Origin of the sequence: Pseudomonas sp. URIL14HWK12:I6, from assembly GCF_000514195.1 — a bacterium.
Taxonomy (GTDB): domain Bacteria; phylum Pseudomonadota; class Gammaproteobacteria; order Pseudomonadales; family Pseudomonadaceae; genus Aquipseudomonas; species Aquipseudomonas putida_A.
This window is the reverse complement of record NZ_AZVL01000001.1, coordinates 485,668-509,264: the sequence shown is the minus strand read 5'-3', so window position 1 is coordinate 509,264 and position 23,597 is coordinate 485,668. Positions and strand designations below refer to the sequence as shown.

Here is a 23,597-nt window from a genome sequence, read left to right as displayed (position 1 = left end):
GCGGTGCGACGTTTCGCTAAATCCCCTCACCACAATTCAAGCCTTTTCCCAGACTTCGAAGTTGTACGCGGGCTTATCGACCTCAGCCGGATTCGACACGTTCGACACCAGCTTCCACTGGTTCAGATCGAACTCCGGAAACCACGCATCGCCTTCCGGGCTCAGCGCCACTCGGGTCAGATACAGACGATCGGCCTGCGCCAGCCCTTGCGCATACAACTGCGCGCCGCCAATCAGCATCAACTCATCGACACCCTGCGCTTTCGCCCATTCCTCGGCGCGAACCACCGCGGCTTCCAGCGACGGATACACCTCCGCCCCTTCCAGCAGCAGATCCGGCTGACGGCTGACCACGATGTTCAAGCGGCCCGGCAGCGGACGGCCGAGGGAGTCCCAGGTCTTACGGCCCATGATGATCGGCTTGCCGAGGGTCGTGGCCTTGAAGTATTTGAAGTCCCCCGGCAGGTGCCAGGGCATGCTGTTGTCGACGCCGATCACGCGGTTTTCACCGAGGGCTGCGATCAGGCTGAGGGGGAGTGATTTAGTCATGCCGGCGAGGATACCAGAGCCTCGCTTGACCCGATAAGCGCCACAGCGGTTATGCTCACTGCTCAATCGAGCAACGGAATGGCGCGTGACTGAACTGACTCCACTGCAAAACCTCTGGCTGACTGAAACCATCCGCCTGCGCGAAGAACACGCAGGCCCCCTGGAAGATCTGGAAGCCAATCGACTGGCCCGCGCGGCCGGCGGCGATCTGCCGGGCCGTATTCAGCGCCGCGCCGTGTGGCTGGCCGAGCGCGACGGGCTGAGCGCAGCACTCAAGCACTGGCTGCAAGGCGCGCGTCTGGCGCTGGTGCTGCTGGTGATTTTCGCGCTGCTGAGCGGCGCCGGTCTGGCCTTCGCCGCACTGAGCCAGTCACCGGTGAATGTGTTCTGGGCCTTGGGCAGCCTGCTCGGATTGAACCTGATTCTGCTACTGAGCTGGGCACTGGGGCTGATCTTTGCCGGAGAACACGGCGCCACCCTCGGGCGCTTGTGGCTGTGGCTCAGCGAAAAACTCGCTCGCGATGCCAAAGCCGCGCAACTCGCGCCGGCCCTGCTGCTGATGCTGCAACGCAAAAAACTCAATCGCTGGGCGCTCGGCACATTGGTCAACGGTCTGTGGTTGCTGGCGATGCTCAGCGCCCTGCTGTTGCTGCTGACACTGATGGCGACCCGGCGCTACGGCTTCGTCTGGGAAACCACCATTCTCGGCGCCGACACCTTCATCAACCTGACTCAAGCCCTCGGCGCGCTGCCGGCGCTGCTTGGCTTCAACGTGCCGACCGTGGAGATGATCCGCGCCAGCGGCGGCGCAGCGCTGGATATCGAAAGCGCGCGACAGGCTTGGGCAACCTGGCTGGTCGGCGTGCTGGTGGTCTACGGCGTACTGCCGCGTCTGCTGCTGGCGCTGTTGTGTTTCTGGCGCTGGAGTCACGGCAAAGCCGCGCTGACCCTGGACTTGAACCTGCCCGGTTACGCCCAGTTGCGTGAACGGCTGATGCCGACCAGCGAACGCCTCGGCATCAACGACGCCGCGCCTGCGCAGTTGCATCGGGTCGAAAGCAGCGTCAGCGAACACGCCAGCGACGGCGCTTTGCTGGTCGCCATCGAACTCGACGATCATCGCCCGTGGCCACCAGCCCTGCCGAAAACCGTGAGCAACGCCGGGATTCTCGACAGCCGCGAATCACGGCACAAACTGCTCGAACAGCTCAGCCGTTTCCCTCCGGCGCGCCTGCTGATCGCCTGCGATCCTCGGCGCTCGCCGGATCGCGGCAGCCTCGCGCTGATCGCCGAACTGGCGCGCAACGCCAGCGCCACCCGGGTCTGGCTGCTGCAAGCACCGTCCGGCGAAGCGCTGGACAGTGCCCGTCTCGGCGACTGGCACGTTGCGCTGCAACAACTGGAGTTGCCGTTCGCCGATTGCGCGCCGATGAACTGGCTGGAGAGCGGTCATGACTGATGCCCGGAAAGCGCCGCTGAAACTCGCGGTGGTCGGCCACACCAACGTCGGCAAGACTTCGCTGCTGCGCACCCTGACCCGCGACGTCGGCTTCGGCGAAGTCTCGCACCGGCCGAGCACCACTCGACATGTCGAGGGTGCGCGGTTGTCGGTGGACGGCGAGCCGTTGCTCGATCTCTACGACACGCCGGGGCTGGAAGACGCCATCGCCCTGCTGGATTTCCTTGAGCGTCTGGAGCGCCCCGGCGAACGTCTCGACGGCCCGGCGCGACTGGCGCGGTTTCTCGACGGCAGCGAAGCACGTCAGCGTTTCGAACAGGAGGCGAAAGTCCTGCGACAGCTACTCGCGTCCGACGCCGGTCTGTATGTGATCGACGCCCGCGAACCGGTGCTGGCCAAGTATCGTGACGAACTCGAAGTGCTGGCCAGTTGCGGCAAACCACTGCTGCCGGTGCTGAATTTCGTCAGCAGCGCCAACCATCGCGAACCGGACTGGCGCGAAGCGTTGGCGCGGCTCGGCCTGCATGCGCTGGTGCGCTTCGACAGCGTTGCGCCGCCGGAAGATGGCGAGCGGCGCCTGTACGAAAGCCTTGCGCTGTTGCTGGAAAACGCCCGTCCGCAACTGGAGCGCTTGATCGCCGATCAACAGGCCCAGCGCCTCGCCCGCCAACAAAGTGCGGCGCGTTTGATCGCCGAATTGCTGATCGACTGCGCCGCGTGCCGACGCAGTGTGGTCAGCGAGGCTGAGCAGGAACAGCAAGCGATCAGCGAACTGCGCAAAGCCGTGCGCCAGCGTGAACAGAAATGCGTCGAAGCATTGCTCAAGCTCTATGCGTTTCGCCCGCAAGATGCGGCGGCCAGTGATCTGCCGTTGCTCGATGGGCGTTGGGGCGATGATCTGTTCAACCCGGAAACCCTGAAGCAACTCGGCGTGCGGGTGGGCGGCGGGATTGCGGCCGGTGCCGCTGCCGGGGCTGGCGTGGATCTGCTGGTCGGCGGCATTACCCTCGGTGCGGCGGCATTGGCCGGTGCGATTGCCGGTGGTGCACTGCAAACCGCGCGCAGTTATGGCAGCCGCCTGCTCGGCAAGATCAGGGGCCAGCGGGAGTTGACCGTGGATGACGGGGTGTTGCGGCTGCTGGCGTTGCGTCAGCGCCAACTGTTGCTGGCGCTGGATCAGCGCGGGCATGCGGCGATGGAGGCGGTTCAGGTCGCCACCCCGCAGGACAAGACCTGGCGCGAAGGCAAGTTGCCGGATGCGCTGAGCAAGGCGCGGGCGCATCCGCAGTGGTCTTCGCTCAATCCGCATGCGAAGTTGAATCAGGCGGAGCGGCAGGAGCAGATTGAGTTTCTGGCTGCAGATTTGTAGCGCCTGATCTGGCCTCTTCGCGAGCAGGCTCGCTCCCACATTGGATCGTGGTCAGAACACAAAACCCTGTGGGAGCGAGCCTGCTCGCGAATGGCGCGACTCGGTGACATGGATTACGCAGCCAGCAGCCGCGCCGCTTTCTCCTTCAACACCTGAAGGTCAATCACCGGCACCGCCCTCTCCTTGGCCAGCTCGTCCCACTGGCGCATGCGCAAGCTGACGGCACACAACGGATCCCGCTCAAACACATCCGCCTCAGCCTCGCTCATCACCCCGCCCTGATACTCCAGCGTGCGGCGACTCGCTTCACTCAAGCGCTCGAAATACCCCGGCTCACGCAGCGTCAGATAACGTTTGGCCTGCACGTGATATTCCACCAGTCGGGCCATACGCTCACTAAAACCCGCCTCACGCAAGTAGTCCGCACCCAATCGCTCATGGCTGACCACGCCATAACCGCCCATGCTCTCGGCACCTTCGGCACACAAATGACCGATGTCATGGAAGAACGCTGCCAGCACCACTTCATCATCAAAGCCTTCGGCGATCGCCAGTTCAGCAGCTTGGGACATGTGCTCGATCTGCGACACCGGCTCGCCGATGTAATCACTAGCACCAAAGCGTTCATACAGCGCAAACACCCGGTCAACGACTTGCGCATGCCCCGCCATCACATTTCCTCCAGCCACTGCGCGACATTGCGCTCGGCCAGTGCCGGGCCGACGCTCATGCCGACACCGGTGTGCATCAACGCCACACTCAGCCCCGGGGCCGGGCGCAGCAACGAAAACGGCCCCGGCCCACGGGCACCGTAGACGCCCTGCCAGCGCTCGACCACTTGCACCTTGCAGCCCAGCGTGTGCTCGGCCAGTTCGAGCATCCAGTTGTCCACTTGCTCGGCGTTGAACGGCGACGGATCGCTGCCGTAATGGTGCGAGTCGCCGATGATCAGCTCGCCATACGGCGTCGGACTGATCAGCAGGTGAATGCCGTTGTCGTGCAGGTGCGGTTGTTCGCGCAGGATCTGCGCCTGCACCGCCGCCGCTTCTGGCAAATCGGCGAAGGCGCCGTAGTGCACGCAGCTCAAACCGGTGAGCAAGGCGTGTTGCAGATTCAGCTCGATCTGCGGTTTGGCGCGGAGCATTTGCAGGCGGCATATCTGCGGGTCGAGCGCGGCAATCGGCTCGGCCAGCAGGGTCTGATAATCGTGGCCGGAGCAGACGATGATCTGCTTCGCCGTGAAGCTGCCGGCGGTGCTGTGCAGGCGCGCCGGTTCGACGTCGCGCACCAGCGTATTGAAGTGAAACTCGACGCCGAGGTCGCGGCGCAGATAGTCGATCAACGCCGGAATCGCTTCGCGCGAGTACAGCTGTTGATCGTCCAGGCCGTGCAACGCCGCGCGGTGATGACTGAACTGACCGTGGTACAGATCACGCAGGGCAGCGCCACGCAGCAAGGCGACGTTGTACCCGTGCTCCACGGCGCGGCCGTTGCAGAAAGCTTCGAGCAAGTGTTCTTCGGCTTCGCTGCGGGCGAACAGGTACGAGCCGTTTCGCTTGATCTGCAGACCGGCGAGTTGCGCCCAGCCACCCCAGATCTCGCGGCTGGCCTTGGCCAGTTCAAGCATCGGCCCCGGTGGCTGACCGGTGACCAGCGCCTGACCAAAGTTGCGCACCGAAGCGCCGAGGGGCGTGGCAGTGCGTTCGAAAACGCTGACCTTGAGGCCGCGTTTGGCGGCGGCGTAGGCGTGGGACAGGCCGAGGATGCCGGCGCCGACGATCAGCAGGTCTTTGTGTTGAGTCATGGAGATTTTCCCTGAATGGGAGACCGCCTTCGCGAGCAAGCCCGCTCCCACAGTTTGATCGCATTCCTTCCGGTGGAACTCGGTCGAATGTGGGAGCGGACTTGCTCGCGAAGAGGCCCTGTCAGTCGATAAAGATCTTACTTGGCAACGACTTTCTCGGACTTGCCGTCATAACGCTTGCGCCATTCGGTCAGGATCTCGTCGCGATTCTTCGAGGCCCAGGCAAAGTCGTTCTTGATCAGGCGCTGCTCGTAGTCGGCCGGCAGTTCGGTCTGTGGCTTGGCGATACCCGGCTGCGCAAGAACCGCAAAGTTCTCCTTGTACAGATCCATCGCACCGGCGCTGGCGGAGAAGTCCGCGAGTTTCTTCGCTGCCTCTTCATGCGGCGTGCCTTTGATCACGGCCGTCGCTTCGATCTCCCAGCCCAGGCCTTCTTTCGGCAGGATGATGTCCAGCGGCGCGCCCTGGCGTTTCAGCTGTACGGCCGGGTATTCGAAGGAAATGCCGATCGGGAATTCGCCCGCAGCAGCCAGTTTGCAAGGCTTGGAACCGGAGTGAACATACTGGCCGATGTTCTGGTGCAGACCGTCCATGTAGGCCCAGCCCTGCTTCTCGCCGAAGGTTTGCAGCCAGGCGCTGACGTCGAGGAAACCGGTGCCGGACGACGCCGGGTTAGGCATGACGATCTTGCCCTTGTACTCAGGCTTGGTCAGATCCTGCCAGCTCACTGGTTTGCTCAGGCCCTGCTTCTCGGCTTCGACGGTGTTGAAGCAAATGGTCGCGGCCCACACGTCCATGCCGACCCAGGCTGGCGGGTTGGCAGCATCGCGGTAGTTCGCGCCGATCTTGCCCAGATCCTTCGGTGCGTAGCTTTGCAGCATGCCCTGCTGATCGAGGATCGCCAGGCTCGAAGCGGCCAGGCCCCACACCGCGTCAGCCTGCGGACGGGCCTTTTCGGCCAGCAACTTGGCGGTGATGATCCCGGTGGAATCACGCACCCACTTGATCTCGACGTCCGGGTTGGCCTTCTCGAACGCGGCTTTGTAAGCGGTCAGTTGCTCGGCTTCGAGGGCGGTGTACACCGTCAACTCGGTTTTTGCCGCGAAGGCGTTCAGGCTGAAAGTAGCGAGCACAGCAGCGGCCAGGGCCATAGGCTTGAACATGATCGTTTTCCTGTCGGTGAGTTGAGGCTGTAGGGATAAGTCGTCAATCAGTGACCGGGCGCGGTTTGCCGCCAGGCCTGGGAACGGCGCAGCAAGCCGCGCGAAGCCCACGCCAGCAGCAAGGACACGCCTGCCGAGGTGAACAGAATCAGGGTCGACATCGCCGCCGCGCCGCCGACGTTGCCGGCGTCATCCATGTTCAGCACCGCGACCGCCGCGAGGATGGTGTCGGGGCTGTAGAGGAAGATCGCCGCCGACACCGTGGTCATCGCCGAGACGAACAGGTAGCGCATGATGTCCAGCAGCGCCGGCAGGCAGATCGGCACGGTGACGCGCAGGTAGTGGCGGTACAGCGGTGCCTTGAGCGACAGCGCGGCGGCCTCGAACTCGGCGTCGAGCTGGCGCAGCGCGGTGGTCGCGGTCATTTGTGCGGTGGTCAGATAGTGAGCAATGGTGCAGACGATCAGCAGGGTCATCGTGCCGTACAGCACGTGCAGCGGGTTGCCGCTGAGGTTGAAGAAGAAGACGTAACCCAGACCGAGCACCAGCCCCGGCACTGCCATCGGCACGAAACTGAGCATGCGCAACGTCAGGTTGAGGCCGCGTTGGCTGCGGGTTTTCTCCATCAGGTAAGCGCCAGTGAAGATCAGCACGCTGCCGATCAGCGCCGTGCCCAGCGCCATCTTCAAGCTGTTGCTGTACGCCAGCCAGCCACCGCCGGCGGTCTCGTTGAACTGGTAGTGATTGAGCGACAGCGACAGGTTGTACGGCCAGAACTTCACCAGCGACGAAAACACTGCCATGCCGAACACCAGCAGCAGCGCCGCGCTGATCAACAAAACAATCGCCAGATAGCAGCCATCACGCAATTTCGACGGCGCCGGTTTGAACACCTGGGCGCGGCCGCTCATGGAATCACCGTGACGCCGACGCAACCAGGCATCGACGCCGAAGCTGAACAGCGCCGGCAGCAACAGCACCATGCCGATCAACGCCCCGCGTCCGAATTGTTGCTGACCGACCACGGCTTTGTAGGCTTCCAGCGCCAGCACTTGATAGTCGCCGCCGACCACCACTGGCACACCGAAATCGGTGATGGTCAGGGTGAACACCAAGCAGAACGCGGCGAACACTGCCTGCCGGGTCGCCGGCCAGGTGATGCTGCGAAAGGCTTTCGCCGGACTGGCGCCCATGCTCGACGCCGCATCGAACAGCCGCGCATCGGCCAGCGACAGCGCCGACAGCAGAATCATCAGCGCATGGGGAAAGGTGTAGATCACCTCACCCAGCACAATGCCCCAGAACCCGTAGAGATTGTCCGAGAGCAGCCCGCGCAACATGCCCTGATTGCCGAACAGATAGACCAGTGCGATCCCCGGCAGCATCGACGGCGCCATCAATGGCAGCAGAGAAATTCCGCGCCAGAGGCCCTTGGCCGGAATCATCGTGCGTTGCAGGGCGTAGGCAAACAGGTAGGCCAGCGGTACGACGATGGCCGCGACGCTGAGGGAAACTTTCAGGCTGTTGCCGAGCAGCCAGTGGAAATTCTCGCTGCTGACCAACTCCTTAGCGGCGAGCCAGCCACCGCCCTGCCCGGCCTCACTGCTGAAGCCACGCCAGAAGATCGCCAGCAACGGCAGCAGCACGGCGATACCGAGCAGCAACAGCAGCAGGAGTTTGCCGCCGAGGACGAAGATCCGGTCACCGACCTCGGCCCCGGACACTCGCCGCGCTTGCTTGTGCGGTAGCGGCAGTGCGATGTTCGCGCTCATCAGGCAAACACCTGCAGGCTGCGCGGTGGCAAGGCGACCATGATCTGCTGGGCGCCAAGGCGTGGCATGGCTTCCGGCGCCAGTTCAGCAAGCAGCGCGTGGCCCGGCAATTGGTCGAGTTCGAAGCTCATGCGGCAGCGATTGCCGAGAAAGGTGATCTCACGGACTTTCGCCGGAAACAGGTTTTCTTCGTGCACCAACGGATTGACGCTGATTGCTTCCGGACGGCAGAACAGTCGGCCCGAGGCGCCGCTGACGCTACCATCGGCCAGACGCACATCCATCCCGCCAACCCGGGCGTGACTGGCGCTGCTGCGCTGGAACGGCAGCCAGTTGCCCTGCCCGACAAACTCGGCGACAAACGGCGTGGCCGGGCGGTTGTAGATTTCCTGCGGGGTGGCGTACTGCTCGACCCGGCCGTTGTTCATCACGGCGATGCGGTCGGCCATCAGCATGGCTTCGTCCTGATTGTGGGTGACCATCAGGGTGGTGATGCCGAGGTTGCGCTGCAGTTGGCGCAGTTCGGTGCACAGATGCTCGCGCACTCGGGCGTCCAGCGCCGACATCGGTTCATCAAGCAACAGCAGCGACGGCGCCGGGGCCAGGGCACGAGCCAGGGCAACCCGCTGTTGCTGGCCGCCGGACAACTGGCCCGGGTACTTTTTCTCACTGCCGGTGAGGCCGACCAGTTCCAGCATCTGCCCGACGCGACGGCGTACTTCGTCGCGACCGCTGCCGGCGAGGCCGTAGGCAATGTTCGCTTCGACGGTCAGATTGGGGAACAGCGCGTAGGACTGGAACAGAATGCCGTAATCCCGGGCCTGCGGCGCAAGGTGCGAGACATCGCGATCGCCGAGGTACAACTCGCCGCTGTCCTGCTTCTCCAGCCCGGCGATGCAGCGCAGCAGCGTGGTCTTGCCGCAACCCGAGGGGCCGAGCAGGCACACCAGCTCACCGGCCGCAACATCGAGGGAGACGTTATCCAGTGCGGTGAACGCGCCGAAGCGCTTCTGCACGCCGCGCACTTTCATCGGCGCACCGGGGTTGGTCAGGGCAGTTGCGATTGCAGGATTCATGGACAGACCTCATCAAGCTGATGGGGCCAATCCTAGAGTTGTAATGCGTCCGTCATGTGGCAGTAGGGCAAAAACGGCTGATAGTGGTATTCGGGGATTTGGGTTCAGATTCTGTATTGCCTGGTCTGACGCTTTCGCGAGCAGGCTCGCTCCCACAGGGAACGCATTCCAATGTGGGAGCGAGCCTGCTCGCGAAGAGGCCAGCAAGATAGATGGAGATCTCAGGCCGGGGACATTTCCTGCGCCAGTCCGAGGAACGCCGCCGGCAACCGCGCACCCTTGCGCTCCTTGAGGCAATACAGATACTCGGGAATCTGCGGCGCATTCTCGATGGTCAGCACCCGCAATTGCGGATCGTGCGGGACTTCCTGGCGGGCAATGATGCTGATGCCGATATTGCGCAGCACCGCCTCACGGATCGACTCGCGGCTGCCAATTTCCAGCAGCGGCCCGAAACTGACCCCAGCGCTTTGCAGCAACTCCTCGGTCAAACGGCGGGTGGTCGAACCCGACTCGCGCATCAGCAAGGTATGCCCGGCCAGCGCACTCAACGCCACATGCTCCTGCGCCGCCAGCGGATGGTTGCGATGCACCGCCAGTACCAGTGGATCGCTGCCCAATACCCGGCGAATCAACCGCGCATCCTCAAGCAACTGCGACGACGCGGCGACATCGACCCGGTAATCCTCCAGCGCTTCGAGCACCTGCTGCGAGTTGCCGATCTCCACCGATACTTCCACCTGCGGCAGACGCTCGCGGAAGGTCTTCACCAGATCGAGGATGTAATACGGCGCGGTGGCGGCGATGCGCAGCGTGCCCTGCACCTGACCGCTGTTGCGCAGGAAGAACTCGATGTCCGCCTCTTGCTGCAACAGCGCCTTGACCATCGGCAGCAACCGCGCGCCTTCGTCGCTGACGCTCAGGCGCCGGCCGCCACGGTAGAACAGCTCCACCGAATACTGACTTTCCAGATTACGAATCTGCGTGGTCACGGTGGGTTGGCTCAGGCCGAGCTTTTTCGCCGCCAGCGTAATGCTGCCCAGGCGGGCGACCATATAAAACGCTTTCAGCTCGGCACTCAGCACAACCATCCCTCATCGTTTATTTACGCAGCAGGCGCAAACCGTTGAACACCACCAGCAGGCTCACGCCCATGTCGGCGAACACCGCCATCCACATGGTGGCGAGTCCGGCGAAGGTTACCCCAAGAAAGATAGCCTTGATCACCAGTGCCAAGGCGATGTTCTGTTTCAGGATGCTCGCGGTGTCACGCGACAGGCTGATGAACGCGGGAATTTTGCGCAGATCGTCGTCCATCAGGGCGACATCGGCGGTTTCAATCGCGGTGTCGGTGCCGGCGGCCGCCATGGCGAAACCGATCTCGGCGCGGGCCAGTGCCGGGGCGTCGTTGATGCCGTCGCCAACCATGCCCACCCGATGACCCTGTGCATAAAGCGCTTCGATGGCTTGCAGCTTGTCGGTTGGCAGCAAGTCGCCCTTGGCCTGATCGATGCCGACCTGCGCGGCAATCGCCTGCGCGGTGTGCACGTTGTCACCGGTGAGCATCATGGTTTTCACGCCCAGCGCGTGCAACTGGCGGATCGCTTCGCGGCTGGACTCCTTGACCGTGTCGGCCACGGCGAACAGCGCCAGCGGACCAGAACTGTCGAGCAGCAACACCACGGATTTGCCCTGTTTCTCCAGCGCAAACAGCTTCTCTTCCAGTTGCGGCGAGCACAGGCCCAGCTCCTCGACCAGACGATGGTTGCCCAAGTGATAGGTCTGGCCGTTGACCTGTCCCTTCACGCCACGACCGGCCAGCGCTTCGAAGTTATCCACAGTCAGCACGGCGAGGTTTTTATCCACAGCCGCATTGGCGATGGCCAGCGACACCGGGTGATCGGAGCGCCCGGCCAGTGCGGCGGCGATTGCCGGAGCGCTGGCGTCGGCGGTCGGGTCGAGCGACAGGTAATCGGTCTGCACCGGTTTGCCGTGGGTGATCGTGCCGGTCTTATCCAGCGCCAGATAGTCGAGCTTGAAGCCGCCCTCCAGGTACACGCCACCCTTGACCAGAATGCCTTTGCGCGCCGCTGCCGCGAGGCCGCTGACGATGGTCACCGGGGTGGAAATCACCAGTGCACAGGGACACGCCACCACCAGCAGCACCAGCGCACGGTAGATCCAGTCGAACCACAACGCGCCCATAAACAGCGGCGGAATGATCGAAACCGCCAGCGCCAGCACGAACACCACCGGGGTGTAGATTTTCGAGAACTGATCGACGAAGCGCTGCGTCGGCGCCCGCGCACCCTGAGCCTGCTCGACGGCGTGGATGATCCGCGCCAGGGTCGAGTTGTTCGCCGCCGCAGTCACCGAGTATTCCAGCGAACCGGCCTGGTTGATGGTGCCGGCGAAGACTTTGTCGCCCACGGTTTTCTCCACCGGCAGGCTTTCGCCGGTGATCGGCGCCTGATCGATGGTCGAACTGCCGCTGACCACTTCACCGTCCAGCGCGATGCGCTCGCCGGGTTTTACCCGCACACGGGCGCCGAGTTCGACGCTTTTAACCTCTTGTTCGATCCAGTTGCCGTCGGCTTGCTGCACCGTGGCCTGTTCCGGGGTCATCTGCATCAGGCCGCTGATGGCATTGCGCGCACGATCCAGCGAGCGCGCCTCGATCAACTCGGCCACGGTGAACAGGAACATCACCATCGCCGCTTCCGGCCACTGACCGATGAGGATTGCGCCGGTCACCGCGATGCTCATCAGCGCGTTGATGTTGAGGTTGCGGTTTTTCAGGGCGATCCAGCCCTTTTTATAGGTGGTCAGGCCGCCGCTGAGGATCGAGAGCAGCGCAATGATCGCCACCACCCAGGTTGGCGCAGCGTTGGTGAAATGGATCACTTCGGCCGCCAGCGCGCCGACACCGGACAGCGCCAGGGGCCACCAGTGTTTTTTCACCGGTGCCGGGGTCGGGGCTTCGACGCCCGCCTCCAATGGCTCGGCGTGCATGCCCAGCGAGGTGATCGCCTCGGTGATCGGCGCGGTGTCGCGCAGATTGTGGGTCACGCCGAGCACGCGGTTGATCAGGTTGAACTCCAGCTGCTGCACACCGGCCAGCTTGCCGAGTTTGTTCTGGATCAGCGTCTGCTCGGTCGGGCAGTCCATCGCTTCGATGCGGAAACTGCTCAGGCGGGCGTCAGCGCTGGTCTTTTCGCTCAGTTGCACCAACGCAGGCGCGGCGACTGTCGAGGAGCAGCAAGAATCTTCGTGCGAATGAACCGGTGCCGGTGCTGCGGCTTTCGACCCGCAGCAGGAATCGCCGCCATGTTCGTGCTTATGCACAGGCTGCAATTTATGGCTGTGGCTATGATCGTGCCCGTCGTCGGGCTTGTGGGTGTGCTGGGAATCGCTCATTGGTCGCGTCCATGAAGGTGCCTGTTGCCAAGTTAAGACCCTGTAGCCACTATAGGGTCAAGCACCCTTTTGGAGATTGCCGTCATGAAGATCGGAGAACTGGCCAAACTCACCGACTGCGCCGTGGAAACCATCCGCTATTACGAGCGCGAAAACCTGCTGCCGGAGCCGGCGCGCAGCGACGGTAACTACCGCGTTTACACCCAGGCGCATGCCGAACGCCTGACCTTCATCCGCAACTGTCGCACCCTCGACATGACCCTCGAAGAAATCCGCAGCCTGCTGGCGATGCGTGACAGCCCGCAGGATCAGTGTGAAAGCGTCAATACGCTGATCGACGAGCACATCCAGCATGTGAAAGCGCGGATTGACGGGTTGCTGGCGTTGCAGACACAACTGCTCGACCTGCGCCAACGCTGTGGCGAAGGGCCGGGGGCGGATCAGTGCGGGATCTTGCAGCGGCTGGAGGTGAGTGGCGGGGTTGTGGCGACGGAGGTTGAGCATTCGCATGTCGGCCGCAGTCACGGCCACTGAGGCTTACACAGAACCCAATGTGGGAGCGAGCCTGCTCGCGAAAGCGGTGTATCAGTCGACATCTCTATGACTGACACGCCCTCTTCGCGAGCAGGCTCGCTCCCACAGGGGTTTTGTGCAACGGCTTAGACCGCCATCGGCGCGGTCATTGGCGCGTGGTGCTCATAGCCTTCCAGCGAGAAATCGCTCGGTTCTACCAACTCCAGCCACTCCGGCTGGTACACACCGGTCTTGGCGAACTCCGGCACGCGGTCGGAGATTTTCAGTTTCGGCATGGCGAACGGCTCGCGCTTGAGCTGTTCGTTGAGCATGTCCAGATGATTCTCGTAGACGTGCGCATCACCGATGAAATAGGTGAACCAGCGCGGCGTGTAACCGGTCAGGCGCCCGATCAGGCTGAGCAGCGCAGCGCCTTCGGTGAGGTTGAACGGCGTACCCAGACCCAAGTCGTTGGAGCGGATGTACAGGGTCAGGGAGATCTCTTTGGTCTCGACGTTCGGGTGGAACTGGTACAGCAGATGGCATGGCGGCAGGGCCATTTCATCGAGCTGGGCGACGTTCCAGCCGTGGAACAGGATGCGGCGGCTGCCCGGGTCGTTGATGATCGTGTCGACGCACTGGCGCACCTGATCGATGGCTTTGTACAGCACCACGTAAGCCTGGCCGTCTTCTTCGCCCTGGGCGATCTGCTTGTAGCCGTTGCTCAGTGTCTGTTCGATGGCGGCGGTGTTGCTCAGCGGGATCTGCTTGTACGCCGGCCACTTGCGCCATTGCACGCCGTAGATTTCGCCGAGGTCGTCCTCGCCCTGACGGAACGGGTTGGCCAGCCATTGCGCATTTTCGTTGGCGTTCTGATCCCAGACCTTGCAGCCCAGCGCACGGAATTCCGCGGCGTTGTTCACGCCACGCAGAAAACCGCACATCTCGCCGATGGCCGATTTGAAGGCCATCTTGCGGGTGGTGATCGCCGGAAAGCCTTCCTGCAGATCGAAACGCAGCATCGCACCCGGGAAGCTGATGGTGTTGATGCCGGTGCGATTGGCCTGTTTGGTGCCGTTCTGAATGACGTGCGAGACCAGTTCGAGATATTGCTTCATGAGTTACCTGTGTCCTTTGAGCCCCGGCGTCGCGCGCCGGGGTTCGTAGTTTAAGCGGTCGGCGCGAGCGGCGCTGCCGGCGCACGACGATAGGCCAGCCAGATCAGGAACAGCCCGCCGACGATCATCGGTACGCACAGCACCTGACCCATGGTCAGCCAGTTCCAGGCCAGGTAGCCCAGTTGCGCGTCCGGCACGCGAACGAACTCGACGATGAAACGGAAAATGCCGTAAAAAAGCGCGAACATGCCGGATACCGCCATGGTCGGGCGCGGTTTACGCGAGAACAGCCACAGGATCAGGAACAGCGCCACGCCTTCGAGCGCGAATTGATACAGCTGCGACGGGTGACGCGGCAGTTGCGCCGGATCGCTGAACGGCGGGAACACCATGGCCCACGGCACGTCGGTCGGCTTGCCCCACAACTCGGCATTGATGAAGTTGCCGATTCGCCCGGCACCCAGACCGATCGGCACCATCGGTGCGACGAAGTCCATCAGCTGGAAGAACGACTTGCCATTACGCTTGCCGAACCACAGCGCGGCGAGCATCACCCCGATGAATCCGCCATGGAACGACATGCCGCCCTTCCACACTTCGAAAATCAGCGTCGGGTTGGCGATGTAGGCGCTCAGGTCATAGAACAGCACGTAACCCAGACGTCCACCGACAATCACCCCCATCGACAGCCAGAACACCAGATCGGAGAGCTTCTCCTTGGTCCAGGTCGGGTCGAAACGGTTGAGCCGGCTCGACGCCAGCAGCCATGCGCCGCCGATGCCGACGAGGTACATCAGGCCGTACCAGTGGATTTTCAGCGGACCGATGGCCAGGGCCACCGGGTCGATCTGCGGGTAAGGCAGCATTGCGACTCCTCGTTAGAGTTGAAACCAAAATTCCCGGGCGACGCTGCCACCTCAGGATTAAGCCAGGATTGCGGCCCGTTCTGACCCAGCGGATCAGAGCAGGAAATTCAGGCCCACGCAGAACAGCAAAGCGGCGAACAGCCGTTTCAGCAAGCGCGGCGACAATCTGTGTGCCAGGCGCGCGCCGAGACGGGCGAACACCATGCTGGTCAGGGCAATGCCCAGCAGCGCCGGCAAATAGACAAAACCGAGACTATGCGGCGGCAACAGCGGATCATGCCAGCCCAGAATCATGAAACTTAACGCACTCGCCACAGCAATCGGCAAGCCACAGGCCGACGACGTTGCCACCGCCTGCTGCATCGGCACGCTGCGCCAGGTCAGGAACGGCACGGTCAGCGAACCGCCGCCGATTCCGAAAATCGCCGAGGCCCAGCCGATCACACTGCCGGCCACGGTCAGACCGAGTTTGCCCGGCACCGTTCGACTGGCCTTGGGTTTGACCTCCAGCGCCAGTTGCACGGCAATCACCAAGGCGAACACGCCGATGATCTTCTGCAGGTTCGGCCCGGAAATCGCCTCGGCCGTCAGCGCCCCAAAACCGGCGCCGAGCAGAATACCCACGGTCATCCACATGAAGATCGGCCAGCGCACCGCACCACGTCGATGGTGTTCACGCACGGCGTTGACCGAAGTGAAGATGATGGTCGCCAGCGATGTCCCTACCGCCAGATGCGTGAGGATCGACTGATCGAATCCCTGCAAGGTAAAACTGAACACCAGCACCGGGACAATAATGATCCCGCCGCCCACCCCGAACAGCCCGGCCAGCACGCCCGCACAGGCGCCCAACGCCAGATAGAGCAGAAATTCCATGACCGTCTCCCAGACGCATCCCCAAAACCGGAGCGGCATGGTAACGGATGCATGCCCTTTGGCTCCACTGACGATGGATGCACGGACGCCGACTGCGTAGAGTGAGCAGAAAACACACAAGGACCACCTTATGTGCCTGATCGTTTTCGCCTGGCGCCCGGGCCATGCCCAGCCGCTGATCGTCGCGGCCAACCGTGACGAGTTCTACGCCCGCCCGAGCCTGCCGCTGGCGCCATGGGCCGACGCGCCGCACGTGCATGCCGGGCGCGATCTTGAGGCGGGCGGCACGTGGCTGGGGATTGGTGCCAACGGACGCTTCGCCGCACTGACCAATATCCGCGATCCGCACCAGCCACCAGCGCGCAAATCGCGGGGAGAGCTGGTGGCGCGGTTTCTCGCGGGTGATGCGTCAATTGATGATTATTTGCGCGATGTGGTCGGTCGCTCGCCGGAATACGCCGGGTTCAATCTGCTGCTGGGTAATACCCATGAGCTGTGGCACTTCAATGCGCGGACGTCTGAGCCGGTGATGCTCGAACACGGGGTTTACGGGCTGTCGAATGCCGGGCTGGATACGCCGTGGCCGAAATTGCTCAAGGCCAAGGCTGCATTGAGTGCGGTGCTGGATGATCCGCAGCCTGCGCGACTGCTGGGGTTACTGAGCGATGCGCAGACCGCGCCGTTTAATGAATTGCCGGACACCGGGGTCGGGCTGGCGACTGAATCGTTACTGTCAAGTGTGTTTATTGCCAGTCAAAGTTACGGGACACGGGCGAGTACGGCGTTGATCGTGCAGGCGGACGGCACGCGGCGAATGGTCGAGCGCAGTTTCGGGCCGTATGGCGGGCATTTGGGGGAGGTGGAGGTTCAGGTTTAGCGGTAGCGGGACTGACGCCTTCGCGAGCAAGCCCGCTCCCACATTGGTTCTGTGATCGACACAAATCCCTGTGGGAGCGGGCTTGCTCGCGAAGGGGCCATCAGCCTTTCAGAGGGCCTTGTTGACCGCCGGCGGATTCATCTTCGACAACCCGAGATTCTTCAGCGCCAGTTGCAGCGAGCTGTGGATCACTTGCGGGTTATCGATCTTCATCAGCTCCGCCAGCAGATCCTTGGCCTTGCTCAGGTTGATCTGGCGCAGCATCCACTTCACTTTCGGCAAGTTGGTGGCGTTCATCGACAAGCTGTCGAAGCCCATCGCCATCAACAGCACCGCCGCTGCCGGATCACCGGCCATTTCGCCGCAGATACTCACCGGTTTGCCTTCGGCATGCGCGTCGCGGACCACGGTTTGCAGGGCTTGCAGCACCGCCGGGTGCAGGTAGTCGTAGAGGTCGGCCACTCGCGGGTTGTTGCGGTCGACGGCTAGCAGGTACTGGGTCAGGTCGTTGGAGCCGACCGACAGGAAGTCCACCTGCCGCGCCAGTTCCTTGGTCTGGTACACCGCAGCCGGAATTTCAATCATCACCCCGATTGGCGGCATCGGCACGTCGGTGCCTTCGTCACGCACTTCGCCCCAGGCCCGGTGGATCAGGTGCAGGGCTTCTTCGAGTTCGTGGGTGCCGGAGATCATCGGCAGCAGGATCCGCAGGTTGTTCAGGCCTTCGCTGGCCTTGAGCATCGCGCGGGTCTGCACCAGGAAGATTTCCGGGTGGTCGAGGGTCACGCGAATCCCGCGCCAGCCGAGGAACGGGTTGTCTTCCTTGATCGGGAAGTACGACAGCGACTTGTCGCCGCCGATGTCCAGGCTGCGCATGGTTACCGGTTGCGGGTGGAACGCGGCGAGTTGCTCGCGGTAGATCGCCAGTTGTTCCTTTTCGCTCGGGAAACGCTGGTTGATCATGAACGGCACTTCGGTGCGGTACAGACCGACTCCCTCGGCGCCGCGCTTCTGCGCCCGCGCCACATCGGCCAGCAGACCGGTGTTGACCCACAACGGCATGCGATGGCCATCGAGGGTCACGCACGGCAGATCACGCAGGGTGTCGAGGCCCAGCGCCAGCTGTTTCTCTTCTTCGACCACCTCGGCGAACTGCTTGCGCAGCACATCGCTGGGGTTGGTGTAGACCTCGCCGCGGGTGCCATCGACGATCACCTCGATGCCGTCAACCTTGGCGTACGGCAAGTCAACCAGGCCCATCACCGTCGGAATGCCCATGGCCCGGGCCAGGATCGCGACGTGCGAGTTACCCGAACCGAGGACCGACACCAGACCGACCAATGTGCCTTCCGGCACCTCGCCGAGCATCGCCGGCGTCAGCTCTTCGCTGACCAGAATGGTTTTTTCCGGGTAGACCAGATTCTGCTGACGCTCTTCCTGCAGGTAGGCCAGCAGGCGCCGACCGAGGTCTTTGACGTCCGACGCACGCTCGCGCAGGTAGGCGTCGTCCATCAGTTCGAAACGGTTGACGTGCTCAGTGACCACCTGACGCAGCGCGCCCTGGGCCCACTGGCCGGTCTTGATCACGGTGGTGATTTCGCTGCCCAGCGAGGCATCGTCAAGCATCATCAGGTAGACGTCGAACAGCGCACGCTCTTCCGGGCGCAGCTGGGTCGCAAGCTTGGCGGACAACGCGCGCATGTCGGCGCGCACGCCTTCGATGGCGGTCTTGAACAGCGCCAGCTCGGCGTCGATGTCAGTGATGTGCTTGTCCGGCACCACGTCCAGATCCGCCGGCGGCAGCATCACCACCGCAGTACCGACGGCGGCACCCGGCGAACCCGGTACGCCGACGAACTTGGCTTCCTGAATGCCCTTGCCCTGACGGCCCAGGCCACGGATCGACCCGGTGGCCTCGGCGTGGGCGATTACGCCGGCGAGCTGCGCGCTCATGGTCACGAGGAAGGCTTCTTCACCTTCATCGAACTGGCGGCGTTCTTTCTGCTGGATGACCAACACGCCGACGACGCGGCGGTGGTGAATGATCGGCGCCCCGAGGAACGAGGCGTAGCGCTCCTCGCCGGTCTCGGCGAAGTAACGGTAGCGCGGGTGATCCGCGGCGTTTTCGAGGTTCAGGGGTTCTTCACGCGTGCCGACCAGACCCACCAGACCTTCGTTGGGTGCCATGCTGACCTTGCCGATCGAGCGCTTGTTCAAGCCCTCGGTGGCCATCAGGACGAAGCGGTTGGTCTCGGGATCAAGCAGGTAGACCGAGCAGACCTGGCTGCCCATGGCCTCTTTGACGCGCAACACAATAATCCCCAACGCCGCCTTGAGATCCTTGGCGGAGTTAACTTCCTGGACGATCTTGCGCAGCGTATTGAGCATGGCTCGGGGTCGAACTCCGTCGTCAGTCGCGCGCTAAAAGGCGCGGGGCAAGCTCTTTGAGGGCGCGTCGATACACCTCGCGCTTGAATGTCACCACCTGGCCCAACGGATACCAATAACTGACCCAGCGCCAGCCATCGAACTCCGGTTTACCGGTCAAATCCATCCGCACCCGCTGCTCGTTGGAGATCAGGCGCAGGAGAAACCATTTCTGTTTCTGGCCGATGCACAGCGGTTGGCTGTGGGTACGCACCAGACGTTGCGGCAAACGATAGCGCAACCAGCCCCGGGTACAGGCCAGTATTTCAACATCTTCACGTTCCAGGCCAACTTCTTCGTTCAGCTCGCGGTACAAGGCGTCTTCCGGCGTCTCCTCGGGATTGATTCCCCCTTGTGGAAACTGCCAGGCATCTTGATTGATACGGCGAGCCCATAGCACCTGGCCGGCGTCATTCGTCAGAATGATCCCGACATTGGGGCGGAAACCATCGGGGTCGATCACGGCAACAACCTCGCAAACGCATGTCGCCGCATTGTTCCACAAAGCTTGATAAGGCGGCAACGAAGGTTCCTACCTTATGTGCACTCTTGTGAAAAGACCGTATTCTTGTCGCCTTTTTACTGACTTTTCAGCGGGTAACTGCAATGCGCCTGGCTCTATTCGATTTGGACAACACCCTTCTGGGCGGCGACAGCGATCACGCCTGGGGCGACTATCTGTGCGAACGCGGCTTCCTCGACCCGGTTGCATACAAGCAGCGCAACGACGAGTTCTACCAGGATTACCTGGCCGGCCAACTGGATAACGCCGCGTACCTGAACTTCTGCCTGGAAATCCTCGGCCGCACCGAAATGGCCGTGCTTGAACAGTGGCACAACGACTACATGCGCGACTGCATCGAGCCGATCGTGCTGCCCAAGGCGCTGGAACTGCTCAAACAGCACCGCGACGCCGGCGACAAACTGGTGATCATCACCGCCACCAACCGCTTCGTCACCGCGCCGATTGCGGTGCGCCTGGGCGTCGAAACCCTGATCGCCACCGAGTGCGAGATGGTCGATGGCCGCTACACCGGGCGCAGCACCGACATTCCGTGCTTCCGCGAAGGCAAGGTGACGCGCCTGAATCGCTGGCTGGAGGAAACCGGGCATTCGCTGGATGACAGCTATTTCTACAGCGACTCGATGAATGACCTGCCGCTGCTGGAGCAGGTGGCGAACCCGGTGGCGGTGGATCCAGATCCGAATCTGCGCGCCGAGGCCGAGAAGCGGGGCTGGCCGGTGATTTCGTTGCGCGGCTGATTACGCCTTCGCGAGCAGGCTCGCTCCCACAGGGGATGGTGTTCACAACACAAATCCAATGTGGGAGGGGGCTTGCTCCCGAATGGGCTCGACGCGGTCTCAAGCCTTAAACAGGCTTGGCGCCCATCAACCCGGCAATGGCGATAAAGCAGACAAAGCTGAATAACGCCAAGGCAAAAGTGAACCTGCCAACGCCGCCCGGCGCCTTGCGCAAGCGATTCAACCGCACCAGCAACCAGAACCACGCCAGCGCCGCCACGGTGTACAGCACGCTGGAAGCCAGCAGCCAGGTCTGCCCCAGCGGCCACCCCACCAGATGCACCATGCCCCAGCCGGTAAACGGCATGCTCAGCAACGCCAGGCCCATCAACAGCCAGATGAACACCCGTGGCCGTTGCAAGGTGCGGCTGCCAGCCGTTGCATCACCTTTGCGGCGCGCCAGAAAAACCCAGACTCCCAACCCGAGCGCACCAGCCAGCAATACTACAGTGGCGACCATGTGCGCGGCTTTCAGGGCAGTTAACGTTTCCATTGTTCGATTTCCTCAGGGCCTGCCCATCAGCGTAGCCGCTCAGCCAAGAAACAGCTGATAGGCCGGGTTCTCGCTTTCATCCCAGTACGGGTAGCCGATTTCTTCAAGTGCCGCCGGCACCAGATGACGCTCGTCATGCGGTACTTGCAGGCCTGCGACGACACGACCATCCGCCGCGCCATGATTGCGATAGTGGAACATCGAGATGTTCCAGCGCCCGCCGAGCTTGTTGAGAAAGTTGAACAGCGCGCCCGGACGTTCCGGGAATTCGAAGCGAAACACCACTTCGTCGATCACGTGCGCCGCGTGGCCGCCGACCATGTGGCGGATGTGCAACTTGGCCAATTCGTTATCGGTCAGGTCGAGTACCGGGAAGCCCTGCTCGGTCAGGCTCGCCAGCAGTGCGCTGCGCGGGTCGTTTTCCGGGTGAGTCTGCACGCCGACGAAGATGTGCGCTTCGCTGCCGGTGTTGTAGCGGTAGTTGAATTCGGTGATCTGGCGCTTGCCGATCGCTTCGCAAAACGCCTTGAAGCTGCCGGCCTGCTCCGGGATGGTCACGGCGATGATCGCTTCGCGACCCTCGCCCAGCTCGGCTCGCTCGGCGACGTGGCGCAGGCGATCGAAGTTGACGTTGGCCCCGGAGTCGATGGCGACGAAGGTCTGGCCACTGACGCCGCGCAACTCGACGTACTTCTTGATCCCGGCCACGCCCAAGGCGCCGGCAGGTTCGGTGATCGAGCGGGTATCGTCGTAAATATCCTTGATGGCCGCGCAGATCTCGTCGGTGCTGACGGTGATCACTTCGTCGACGTAATCCTTGCAGATGTCGAAGGTGTGCTGGCCGATCTGCGCCACGGCCACGCCGTCGGCGAAGATGCCTACGGTCGGCAGCACCACGCGCTCGCCGGCGGCCATGGCCGCTTGCAGGCAGTTGGAGTCGTCCGGCTCGACGCCGATGACCTTGATGTCCGGACGCAGGTATTTCACGTACGCCGCAATACCGGCGATCAGACCGCCGCCGCCGACCGGCACGAAGATCGCGTCCAGCGGTTGCGGGTGCTGGCGCAGAATTTCCATCGCCACGGTGCCCTGCCCGGCAATGGTGTGCGGATCGTCGTACGGGTGGATGTAGACGTAGCCCTTTTCATCGACCAGCTTCAGCGAGTAGGCCAGTGCTTCCGGGAACGAATCACCGTGCAGCACGACTTTGCCGCCACGCGAACGCACGCCTTCGACCTTGATCTCCGGAGTAGTCTTGGGCATCACGATGGTCGCTTTCACACCCAGCACTTTCGCCGCCAGCGCCAGACCCTGCGCATGGTTGCCCGCCGACGCAGTGACCACGCCACGGGCGCGCTCTTCGTCAGTCAACTGGGTCAACTTGTTGTAGGCGCCGCGAATCTTGAACGAGAACACCGGCTGCAAGTCTTCACGCTTGAGCCAAATGTCATTGCCCAGCCGCTCGGAGAGCTGGCGAGCGTTCTGCAGCGGGGTTTCTACGGCAACGTCATAAACGCGCGAGGTGAGGATCTTTTTGACGTACTGTTCGAGCATCGGAAAGCATCACTGGCGATTGGGCGGGACCGACGAGTCTAACCCGGCTTTTGCCCGTGCGACCACACGAATCAGGAGGTTTTAGCCCGGCTTGCGGCTATAATGCCGGCCTTTCCGCACTCACCTTGCCCGCTTCCGGAGCCCGCATGACCCAGGATCAACTCAAACAGGCAGTGGCTCAGGCCGCCGTCGACTTCATCCTTCCGAAACTCGACGACAAGAGCATCGTCGGGGTCGGCACCGGCTCCACCGCCAACTGCTTCATCGATGCACTGGCCCAGCACAAGGGCGCATTCGATGGCGCGGTTGCCAGCTCCGAAGCCACTGCGGCGCGCCTCAAGGGCCACGGGATTCCGGTGTATGAGCTGAACACCGTCAGCGACCTGGAGTTCTACGTCGACGGCGCCGACGAGAGCGACGCGCACCTGAACCTGATCAAGGGTGGCGGCGCCGCCCTGACTCGCGAGAAGATCGTCGCGGCCGTGGCCAAGACCTTCATCTGCATCGCCGACGCCAGCAAACTGGTGCCGGTGCTGGGCGAGTTCCCGCTGCCGGTGGAAGTGATCCCGATGGCTCGCAGCCACGTCGCCCGCCAACTGGTGAAACTGGGCGGCGACCCGGTGTACCGCGAAGGCGTGCTGACCGACAACGGCAACATCATCCTCGACGTGTTCAACCTGCAGATCACCAACCCGGTGGAGCTGGAAGCGCAGATCAATGCGATCGTCGGCGTGGTCACCAATGGCCTGTTCGCGGCGCGTCCGGCGGATCTGCTGTTGTTGGGTACCAGCGAAGGTGTGAAGACGCTGAAGGCTGAGTAAGCCGAGACTGCCCACACTCTTGCAGGCAAATGCATTACCCCCTGTGGGAGCGGGCTTGCTCGCGAATGCGGTGTGTCAGATACATTAATTTGTCTGATACACCGCATTCGCGAGCAAGCCCGCTCCCACATTTGGTTTTTT

At 62.7% G+C, this 23,597-nt stretch carries 21 protein-coding genes; 6 read left to right on the top strand and 15 right to left on the bottom strand.

What is annotated here, in order from left to right:
* Positions 1 to 36: 36 nt before the first annotated feature.
* Positions 37 to 549 (bottom strand): dihydrofolate reductase, encoded by a 513-nt coding sequence (locus H043_RS0102325; RefSeq protein WP_027610548.1) that lies wholly within the window; start codon positions 547 to 549, stop codon positions 37 to 39.
* Between the two features lie 85 nt (positions 550 to 634).
* On the opposite strand from H043_RS0102325, the gene H043_RS0102320 reads away from it, so the two are divergent.
* Both H043_RS0102320 and H043_RS0102315 read left to right on the top strand, forming a co-directional pair.
* On the top strand, positions 635 to 2,008 hold the full coding sequence (locus H043_RS0102320) for a DUF2868 domain-containing protein (RefSeq protein WP_027610547.1): 1,374 nt from the start codon (positions 635 to 637) through the stop codon (positions 2,006 to 2,008).
* The gene (locus H043_RS0102315; RefSeq protein WP_027610546.1) at positions 2,001 to 3,377 is read left to right on the top strand and encodes a GTPase/DUF3482 domain-containing protein; all 1,377 of its coding nucleotides are present in this window, start codon (positions 2,001 to 2,003) and stop codon (positions 3,375 to 3,377) included. The genes H043_RS0102320 and H043_RS0102315 overlap by 8 nt, the downstream gene beginning before the upstream one ends.
* A 113-nt stretch (positions 3,378 to 3,490) precedes the next feature.
* Here the strand turns inward: H043_RS0102315 and H043_RS0102310 are convergent, their stop codons facing one another.
* The 7 genes from H043_RS0102310 to H043_RS0102280 all read right to left on the bottom strand — a co-directional run bounded on the left by H043_RS0102310 (position 3,491) and on the right by H043_RS0102280 (position 12,609).
* Positions 3,491 to 4,048: a phosphonate degradation HD-domain oxygenase gene (locus tag H043_RS0102310; RefSeq protein ID WP_027610545.1), complete on the bottom strand. Its 558-nt coding sequence runs from the start codon at positions 4,046 to 4,048 to the stop codon at positions 3,491 to 3,493.
* Positions 4,048 to 5,181: a TIGR03364 family FAD-dependent oxidoreductase gene (locus H043_RS0102305; RefSeq protein ID WP_027610544.1), complete on the bottom strand. Its 1,134-nt coding sequence runs from the start codon at positions 5,179 to 5,181 to the stop codon at positions 4,048 to 4,050. Before H043_RS0102305 ends, H043_RS0102310 begins: the two co-directional genes overlap by 1 nt.
* A 137-nt stretch (positions 5,182 to 5,318) precedes the next feature.
* Positions 5,319 to 6,344, bottom strand: coding sequence for a putative 2-aminoethylphosphonate ABC transporter substrate-binding protein (locus tag H043_RS0102300; RefSeq protein ID WP_027610543.1), 1,026 nt, complete (start codon positions 6,342 to 6,344; stop codon positions 5,319 to 5,321).
* Positions 6,345 to 6,391: 47 nt separating this feature from the next.
* Complete coding sequence (locus H043_RS0102295; protein ID WP_027610542.1) at positions 6,392 to 8,116, bottom strand: putative 2-aminoethylphosphonate ABC transporter permease subunit; 1,725 nt, start codon at positions 8,114 to 8,116, stop codon at positions 6,392 to 6,394.
* Positions 8,116 to 9,192: a putative 2-aminoethylphosphonate ABC transporter ATP-binding protein gene (locus tag H043_RS0102290; protein WP_003229183.1), complete on the bottom strand. Its 1,077-nt coding sequence runs from the start codon at positions 9,190 to 9,192 to the stop codon at positions 8,116 to 8,118. Before H043_RS0102290 ends, H043_RS0102295 begins: the two co-directional genes overlap by 1 nt.
* Positions 9,193 to 9,413: 221 nt before the next feature.
* Complete coding sequence (locus H043_RS0102285) at positions 9,414 to 10,277, bottom strand: LysR family transcriptional regulator (protein ID WP_027610541.1); 864 nt, start codon at positions 10,275 to 10,277, stop codon at positions 9,414 to 9,416.
* Between the two features lie 16 nt (positions 10,278 to 10,293).
* On the bottom strand, positions 10,294 to 12,609 hold the full coding sequence (locus tag H043_RS0102280; protein WP_027610540.1) for a heavy metal translocating P-type ATPase: 2,316 nt from the start codon (positions 12,607 to 12,609) through the stop codon (positions 10,294 to 10,296).
* 84 nt (positions 12,610 to 12,693) lie between these two features.
* Between H043_RS0102280 and cadR the strand changes: the two genes are divergently transcribed.
* Positions 12,694 to 13,143: a Cd(II)/Pb(II)-responsive transcriptional regulator gene (gene cadR / locus H043_RS0102275; RefSeq protein ID WP_008088440.1), complete on the top strand. Its 450-nt coding sequence runs from the start codon at positions 12,694 to 12,696 to the stop codon at positions 13,141 to 13,143.
* Between the two features lie 125 nt (positions 13,144 to 13,268).
* On the opposite strand, the gene H043_RS0102270 is transcribed toward cadR, so the two are convergent.
* From H043_RS0102270 to H043_RS0102260, 3 genes are all read right to left on the bottom strand, one after another.
* Positions 13,269 to 14,240: a thymidylate synthase gene (locus H043_RS0102270; RefSeq protein ID WP_027610539.1), complete on the bottom strand. Its 972-nt coding sequence runs from the start codon at positions 14,238 to 14,240 to the stop codon at positions 13,269 to 13,271.
* A 50-nt stretch (positions 14,241 to 14,290) separates the two neighbouring features.
* The gene (gene lgt / locus H043_RS0102265; protein ID WP_027610538.1) at positions 14,291 to 15,106 is read right to left on the bottom strand and encodes a prolipoprotein diacylglyceryl transferase; all 816 of its coding nucleotides are present in this window, start codon (positions 15,104 to 15,106) and stop codon (positions 14,291 to 14,293) included.
* 93 nt (positions 15,107 to 15,199) lie between these two features.
* Entirely contained in the window at positions 15,200 to 15,982 is a 783-nt protein-coding gene (locus tag H043_RS0102260; protein WP_027610537.1) for a sulfite exporter TauE/SafE family protein, read from the bottom strand.
* Positions 15,983 to 16,112: 130 nt separating this feature from the next.
* Between H043_RS0102260 and H043_RS0102255 the strand changes: the two genes are divergently transcribed.
* Positions 16,113 to 16,859, top strand: a complete 747-nt coding sequence (locus tag H043_RS0102255) for an NRDE family protein (RefSeq protein WP_027610536.1) — start codon at positions 16,113 to 16,115, stop codon at positions 16,857 to 16,859.
* 108 nt (positions 16,860 to 16,967) lie between these two features.
* Here the strand turns inward: H043_RS0102255 and ptsP are convergent, their stop codons facing one another.
* Positions 16,968 to 19,247 carry a phosphoenolpyruvate--protein phosphotransferase gene (gene ptsP, locus H043_RS0102250; RefSeq protein ID WP_007965577.1) on the bottom strand — a complete coding sequence of 760 codons (2,280 nt, stop codon included), beginning with the start codon at positions 19,245 to 19,247 and terminating at the stop codon, positions 16,968 to 16,970.
* Positions 19,248 to 19,269: 22 nt separating this feature from the next.
* Positions 19,270 to 19,749, bottom strand: a complete 480-nt coding sequence (locus H043_RS0102245; RefSeq protein ID WP_003229203.1) for an RNA pyrophosphohydrolase — start codon at positions 19,747 to 19,749, stop codon at positions 19,270 to 19,272.
* Positions 19,750 to 19,892: 143 nt separating this feature from the next.
* Between H043_RS0102245 and H043_RS0102240 the strand changes: the two genes are divergently transcribed.
* A complete protein-coding gene (locus H043_RS0102240; RefSeq protein WP_027610535.1) occupies positions 19,893 to 20,549 on the top strand; it encodes an HAD family phosphatase in 657 nt (218 codons plus the stop codon).
* 106 nt (positions 20,550 to 20,655) lie between these two features.
* On the opposite strand, the gene H043_RS0102235 is transcribed toward H043_RS0102240, so the two are convergent.
* Positions 20,656 to 21,081 carry a DUF2269 domain-containing protein gene (locus H043_RS0102235; RefSeq protein ID WP_027610534.1) on the bottom strand — a complete coding sequence of 142 codons (426 nt, stop codon included), beginning with the start codon at positions 21,079 to 21,081 and terminating at the stop codon, positions 20,656 to 20,658.
* Positions 21,082 to 21,120: 39 nt separating this feature from the next.
* Positions 21,121 to 22,635, bottom strand: coding sequence for a threonine ammonia-lyase, biosynthetic (gene ilvA, locus H043_RS0102230; RefSeq protein WP_027610533.1), 1,515 nt, complete (start codon positions 22,633 to 22,635; stop codon positions 21,121 to 21,123).
* Positions 22,636 to 22,781: 146 nt separating this feature from the next.
* On the opposite strand from ilvA, the gene rpiA reads away from it, so the two are divergent.
* Positions 22,782 to 23,456, top strand: coding sequence for a ribose-5-phosphate isomerase RpiA (gene rpiA, locus H043_RS0102225; protein WP_007913886.1), 675 nt, complete (start codon positions 22,782 to 22,784; stop codon positions 23,454 to 23,456).
* Positions 23,457 to 23,597: the final 141 nt, after the last annotated feature.